Here is a 6,678-nt window from a genome sequence, read left to right on the forward strand (position 1 = left end):
ATCCTGATTGGAAAGTAAATTTGCGCGAATGAGCGATGGAACCACCGCTCCGCGTTAAAAATCTTTCCGGATGGTAACTACGTTTTGTTACCGGATAATGACGCTGGTGAGAACAAGTCTGCGCGCCGCTGCCTGGACACGCAGGCAGGTCTTCCGGTCAGCACATGGTGGATCGTCGATGGAAAGGGCCGCAGAACAGCAGCCCCGGCACTACACGTATTCAATGCGGCGAGTTGGTCGCGCGCCGGCGCTTCTCGGCAATCTCAAACACGGCCATGCCCGCCAGCATCGCCGCTACAAACACCAGCGCTTTCGTCTCCCCCATGCCGAGATCAACCAGACCCGGTCCCGGGCAGATGCCCGCAATCCCCCACCCTGCGCCAAACAAGGCGCTGCCGATCAGCAGTCGTCGATCGACATGGCGTGCGGTGGGCAACTTCATCTCGGCGCCGATCAAAGACCTGGTCCTGCGCTTTGCAAAAGAGAATGCCACCAGCCCCAGCGCAATGGCGCCAGCCATCACGAACGCCAGCGACGGGTCCCAGGCGCCGCCGAGATCCAGGAAACCAAGCACTTTGGCCGGATTCGCCATGCCGGATACGATCAACCCCAGTCCGAACACCAGGCCGGCAAGCAACGATGTGATGATGAGCATGGATTTTTCCTTATGCGGCGAACAGGTGGCGTATTACGTAGACAGTGACAAAACCGCAGCCCATGAAGACGACGGTGGCCGCCAGCGAACGCGGCGACAGGCGCGACAGGCCGCAGACGCCATGGCCGCTGGTGCAGCCGGAACCATAACGGGTGCCGATGCCGACCAGCAGCCCCGCCGCAATCAAGGCGCCGAAGCCGGCATCAATCCGCACGGCGGGCAGCACTGCAAACAAGCCGTACGCCAGCGGAGAACCGATCAACCCTAGCAAGAAGGCGGCACGCCAGCCGACATCTCCTCGCGCTGGCTGCAACAGCCCACCCAGGATGCCGCTGATTCCCGCTATACGGCCGTTCAGCAGTACGAACATGGCTGCGGCCAGGCCGATCAGCAGGCCGCCAAGCAGGGCTGGCCATGGGGTAAACGCGCTCCAGTCGATAGACATCATGTTTTCCTTGAAGACCAATGTTTGGCCCGGTTCTTGCTCAGGTTTTTTTGCCAGGCCGTTGATGAAGCTTGTCCATTTTCGCATGATTGGCGCAGCATCCGATTCCGCAACATCCCATTCAAAAAGGTCGTCTATGAAAATTTTCTCCATCTTCTGTAGCGGCTTGCTGCTGACCAGCGCCTGCTGGGCAGACAGCCCGGCTGTGCCGGACAAGAACGAGATCATCAAGCTGCTGCAGCTGGAACATCATTTCGAAGGCGGCTATTTCCGGCAAACCTTCAAGTCCGACCAGCGCGACAAGATCAGCACCGCGCGCGGTCCGCGCAGCACGCTGACCACGATCTACTACATGCTGACCGACGACACGCCAGTAGACCATTTCCATACAAAAAGCTCCGACGGCATAGAGTATTACCACATGGGTGCGCCCATCACTTATCACCTGATCTACCCTGACGGCAGGTATGAGGCGGTAGTGGTCGGACCGGATATCCGGCACGGCCAGCAGCTGCAACTTGCCGTCAAGGGCGGAACCTGGAAAGCGGCCGAACTGACCAAAGGCCAGTACGGCCTGGTCAGCGAGGCGGTAGCGCCGGGATGGGAAATGGAAGACATGGTGACGCCGACGCGGCAAGAACTGCTTAAGCTGTTCCCGCAGCACAAGGATGTGATCGTCAGGCTCACCCGGCCCTGAATTCGCACGGCCGGCCCCTGATGAATTCACAGAGCGGAAGTTGAATACGAAATCTGCTGTTTTTTCGCCAAAGCTGATAAAGTTGCAAAAAATCTATCAGGGGGAATAAATGCTAAAGGGATTCGGTTTAATCATTCTCGGGTTAATCGTCTTGGCTGTTATTGCTGCCCTGGCGAGTAAAAAAGGCAAGGCGGAAAACGCAAAGACTGGCTACCAGTACAACAGCAAGGCGCTGCTGACACCAAACGAACGGGAAATGTACTGGAAACTGATCGATGCCCTTCCAGGCTATGTGGTCCTGGCCCAGGTAGCGCTTTCGAGCTGCATCGATGCAAAAAAACAGGGAGGCGCGTTCAACACGATCAGTGCGAAAAGCCTGGATTTCGTCATTTGCAATGGATCCCTGGACGTCCTTGCGGGCATTGAAATTGATGACAGATCCCACGCCACCGCGGCGGCGCAAAAACGTGACGCCAGAAAAAACAGCGCCATGGAAGCCGCGGGCATAAAACTCATCCGCTGGCCAGCTGTTCCCCTGCCCTCGGTCGAAGAAATCAAGAAAATATTCCCGGCTGTGCCACTCTCTGTCCCGGAAAAATCGGCAACCGAAATCATCCAGGAAAAAAAGATCAAGCTCCTCGAGCAGCAATTGTTCAACATGGCGCGGAAGCTGGAGAACATTCCCCAGGGCAGCAAAGCCGCGGGCGCCTGAACTGCGCCAGGCGTCCAGGGCATATATTTATTCCGTATATAGTTGTTCAAAATGATTCGTTCTTTCTTGGCATATACCTACTATATATTCGCGGCTAATGGAAAGAGAGCCGCGCATGTACTTTTTACCTCACGACCCCAAATTCCATTTCCTTGATCAACCCGAGCTGTTGACCGCGGCAGTAGCCCCGGCGGCGGAAAAGACGCCGGCCGCAGCATGGCTGGCACGCCTGGAATTGCCTACCTGGGGACTGATTGCCCTGATTTACGGCGGCTGGCTGGCCACCGTGCTGCATTGGCGCGAACTGGGCCCGTGGCTCGGCACGCCTCTGCTGATCGCACTGAGCGCCTGGTACATGTCCCTGCAGCACGAGCTGATACACGGCCATCCGACCCGCCACGCCGGTTTCAACGCCCTGTTCGGCCAGCTGCCGCTGGCAGTCTGGTATCCGTACGCGGTATATCGCGACAGCCACCTCGCCCATCATCGCGATGAAAAGATACTGACGCTGCCTGGCGCCGATCCGGAAACCTATTACGTGTCGCTGGAGAGCGGCAACCCGCTGGGAAGGGCCTTGCGCCGTTTCCGCAATACGTCAGGCGGCCGCCTGCTGGCCGGACCGGCGCTGGCGTGGTCGCAGACTGTCAGCACCGCATGGCGGCAGCGCAACCGGAAAACCATTGTTACCTGGAGCTGGCACCTGGCGCTGCTGGCGGCGCTGCTGGTATTCCTGCATGGCGCCGGGATATCCCCCTGGTTCTACCTGTTCGCCGTCGCTTATCCGGCCCTCAGCCTGACCATGGTGCGTTCTTTCTACGAACACCGGGCGGTCGAGGCCACACAGGGACGTTCGGTAATCAATGAAGCGGCATGGCCCTGGCGCCTGCTGTTCCTGAATTTGAATTACCATCTTGTACATCACCTGCATCCCGGACTGCCATGGTTCCACCTACGACAAGCCTATCTGGCCGAACGCGAGACCTACCTGGAGCGCAGCGACGGCTTTGTCGAGCGCGGCTACCTGCCGCTGCTGTGGCGCCATCGCAGCACACCGGTGATTGCCGATATCCATCCATTTGCCTGAACCGGCATCGCTATCTAACGGAGTCAACATGAGTCTTTACACTCGCCTGCTGGCCGCCGCCTTGGCCACCACCTTGGCCGCTACCCTGCTTTCCCCCATGGCCCAGGCCGCCGAGCCGGTCCGGGTCGGTTCCAAGATCGATACTGAAGGCGCGCTGCTGGGCAACCTGATCCAGCTGGTGCTGGAAGCCAACGGCATCAAGACCGTCAACCGCCTGCAGCTGGGCACCACCAAGGTGGTGCGCGGAGCGCTGATCTCAGGCGAGGTCGACATCTATCCGGAATACACCGGCAACGGCGCTTTTTTCTTTTCCGATGAAAAGAACCCGGCCTGGAAAAATGCCGAAGCCGGTTACCAGCTGGTGAAGAAGCTCGACCTCGATAGAAACAAGCTGGCATGGCTGACGCCGTCCCCCGCCAACAACACCTGGCTGATCGCGGTGCGCAAGGATGTGGCACAGGCCAACAAGCTCAAGACGCTGACTGACCTGGGCCGCTGGATCAGCCAGGGCGGCCATTTCAAGCTGGCGGCTTCGGCGGAATTCATCGAGCGCCCGGACGCCTTGCCAGCCTTTGAAAACACCTATGGATTCAAGTTGAAACAAGACCAGCTGCTGACCCTGGCGGGCGGCGATACGGCGGCCACGATCAAGGCTGCCGCAGAACAGACTTCCGGCGTCAACGCCGCGATGGTGTACGGCACCGATGGCGCACTGGCTGCGCTGGGACTGGTGGCGCTGGACGACGTCAAGGCGGTGCAGCCGGTCTATGCGCCGACCGCAGTGATCCGCGGCGAGGTGCTGGCCAAGTATCCCCAGATCGCCGGTCTGCTGAAGCCGGTATTCTTGTCGCTGGATAGCCCGACGCTGCAAAAACTCAACGCCGGCATCGCCATCGAAGGACGCGACGCCCGCAAGATAGCCGGCGATTACCTGCGCAGCAAAGGTTTTATCAAATGACCATGGCGCGTCTGGCCAACCAGCCATGGCGCGTGGGCAACGTCGCGCTGCCGTCACTCAAGCTGCACAACCCGGTGCATCTGCTGCTGGTGATCGTCGCGATCGTCGCCGCCACTAACCTGCCCTTGCTGACCTATGCCCCCAACCGGCTGCTCAGCGGCCAGGGCATCTTGCTCAGCCAGCTTGCCGCGCGCTACTGGCTGCTGGCGCTGCCGGCCCTGCCGCTGCTGGCTGCGCCCTGGCTGCGGCCGTCCCGCCTTACTTATGTTGTCCTGTTCATGGCTGCGGCGGCGCTGAGCGGCGGCCTGCTGGCCCTGGCCGGGCATGAAGCCCAGCTGCGCAGCGGCGAGACGGATTCCCTGGCGCGCATCTCGTTCGGCGGCGCTTTCTGGCTGTTGCTGCTGACCACCTGGCTGCAACTGGCGGAGGCGCTGCGCGGCCTTGCCCTCAGTCTGCCGGCGCGGGTAGCGCTGATATTGCTTGCGGTGGCGCCGATCGCGGCGCTGCTCGCTTCGGGTTACCTGGATAGCCTGTCGCTGCTGAAGGAATACCAGAACCACGAGGATGCATTCAACCTGGCGCTGCTGCGCCATCTGCAGCTGGTGCTGTTTTCGGTATTGCCCGCGGTGCTGCTCGGCGCCCTGCTTGGCGCCCTGTCTTTCCGCAGCCGGCGGGCGCGCAAGCTGCTGTTCCCGGTGCTCAACGTCATCCAGACCATCCCTTCGATTGCCCTGTTCGGCTTGCTGATCGGCCCGCTGGCGCTGCTGGGCAGCCTGTTTCCGCAGTCCGGCATCGGCGGCGTCGGCCTGCCGCCGGCATTGCTGGCGCTGACCTTGTATTCGCTGCTGCCGATGGCGCACGGCACGCTGGCCGGGCTGGAGCAAGTGCCGGCCGATGTGCGCGAGGCCGCCAGCGGCATCGGCATGTCGCCCTGGCAGATCTTTTTCCATGTCGAATTGCCTCTGGCGCTGCCGGTGTTCCTGGCCAGCGTCCGCGTCACTACCGTGCAGGCAATCGGGCTGGCGGTGGTGGCGGCACTGATCGGCGCCGGCGGTTTCGGCGTCCTCATGTTCCAGGGCATGTCGAGCAGCGCGCTGGACTTGGTGCTGCTGGGCGTGATCCCGGTGATCCTGCTGGCCATCGGGGTCGATACGCTATTCAAGGTAGCGATCGCTATCTTCAGGAGAAAAATCCATGATTGAAATCAGCGAAGTCAGCAAATCGTTCAACGGCTGGCAAGCGGTCAGCGAACTGTCCCTGACGATCAAGAACGGCGAGTTCGTGGTGCTGATCGGCACTTCCGGCTCCGGCAAGTCGACCTTGCTGAAGCTGCTGAACCGCTTGCTGGAACCGGACAGCGGCAGCATCAGGCTGCACGGCAAACCTGTGGTCGAGCACTCGCCGGAGCAATTGCGGCGCCGTATCGGTTATGCGATCCAGTCGGTCGGCCTGTTTCCGCACTGGACGGTGGAACAGAACATCAGCGCCGTCCCGGTCCTGCTGAAATGGCCGAAGGCAAAGATCCACGACCGCGTCAGCGAACTGCTGGAACTGCTGCACCTGTCCCCTGAAAAATTCCGCCATCGTTATCCCGACCAGCTGTCCGGCGGCCAGCAGCAACGGGTAGGCGTGGCGCGTGCACTGGCGGCCGATCCCGACGTGCTGCTGATGGACGAACCGTTCGGCGCGCTTGATCCGGTGACGCGCGCCAGCCTGCAGCAGGAGCTGGCCAATATCCACAAGCTGTCCGGCAAGACCATCGTGCTGGTGACCCATGACATCGACGAAGCCCTGGCGCTGGGCGAACGGATTGTATTGATGGACCATGGCCGCATCGTGCAGCAAGGCACGCCGCGCGACTTCCTGTTGTCCCCGGAAAACGAGTTCGTGCGCGAATTTGTCGGCCAGAGCGATGTCGGCATCCGCCTGCTCGGGCTAGACAAGATCGCCGGCCGGGTACGCGGCGAACCGGCGATTCCCGGCGAACCGATCCGCAGCAACAGCACCCTGCGCGAAGCCCTGTCCGCCTTCATCACACGCAAGGCGCACAGCCTGCCTGTAGTGGACGAACAAGGCCAGGCTGCCGGCGTGCTGCATTTCTCCGACCTGCTCGAGGCGCCGCGATGA

General features: G+C 61.0%; 8 protein-coding genes. 6 read left to right on the top strand and 2 right to left on the bottom strand.

Annotated features, from left to right (window positions below):
* Positions 1-220 precede the first annotated feature (220 nt).
* Positions 221-655, bottom strand: coding sequence for a YeeE/YedE family protein (locus JWQ61_RS16860; RefSeq protein ID WP_304361539.1), 435 nt, complete (start codon positions 653-655; stop codon positions 221-223).
* 10 nt (positions 656-665) lie between these two features.
* Positions 666-1,100, bottom strand: coding sequence for a YeeE/YedE family protein (locus JWQ61_RS16865; RefSeq protein ID WP_304361546.1), 435 nt, complete (start codon positions 1,098-1,100; stop codon positions 666-668).
* Between the two features lie 136 nt (positions 1,101-1,236).
* Between JWQ61_RS16865 and JWQ61_RS16870 the strand changes: the two genes are divergently transcribed.
* The 6 genes from JWQ61_RS16870 to JWQ61_RS16895 all read left to right on the top strand — a co-directional run bounded on the left by JWQ61_RS16870 (position 1,237) and on the right by JWQ61_RS16895 (position 6,678).
* Positions 1,237-1,797 carry a cupin domain-containing protein gene (locus tag JWQ61_RS16870; RefSeq protein WP_304361540.1) on the top strand — a complete coding sequence of 187 codons (561 nt, stop codon included), beginning with the start codon at positions 1,237-1,239 and terminating at the stop codon, positions 1,795-1,797.
* A gap of 109 nt (positions 1,798-1,906) precedes the next feature.
* Positions 1,907-2,509 carry a DUF2726 domain-containing protein gene (locus JWQ61_RS16875; protein WP_304361541.1) on the top strand — a complete coding sequence of 201 codons (603 nt, stop codon included), beginning with the start codon at positions 1,907-1,909 and terminating at the stop codon, positions 2,507-2,509.
* A 115-nt stretch (positions 2,510-2,624) separates the two neighbouring features.
* Entirely contained in the window at positions 2,625-3,593 is a 969-nt protein-coding gene (locus JWQ61_RS16880) for a fatty acid desaturase (RefSeq protein ID WP_304361542.1), read from the top strand.
* A 28-nt stretch (positions 3,594-3,621) separates the two neighbouring features.
* Positions 3,622-4,551 (top strand): ABC transporter substrate-binding protein, encoded by a 930-nt coding sequence (locus JWQ61_RS16885; RefSeq protein ID WP_304361543.1) that lies wholly within the window; start codon positions 3,622-3,624, stop codon positions 4,549-4,551.
* Positions 4,548-5,753, top strand: coding sequence for an ABC transporter permease (locus tag JWQ61_RS16890; RefSeq protein WP_304361544.1), 1,206 nt, complete (start codon positions 4,548-4,550; stop codon positions 5,751-5,753). The genes JWQ61_RS16885 and JWQ61_RS16890 overlap by 4 nt, the downstream gene beginning before the upstream one ends.
* Complete coding sequence (locus tag JWQ61_RS16895; RefSeq protein WP_304361545.1) at positions 5,746-6,678, top strand: ABC transporter ATP-binding protein; 933 nt, start codon at positions 5,746-5,748, stop codon at positions 6,676-6,678. Before JWQ61_RS16890 ends, JWQ61_RS16895 begins: the two co-directional genes overlap by 8 nt.

Origin of the sequence: Collimonas fungivorans, assembly GCF_028292705.1 — a bacterium.
GTDB lineage: Bacteria > Pseudomonadota > Gammaproteobacteria > Burkholderiales > Burkholderiaceae_D > Collimonas > Collimonas fungivorans_B.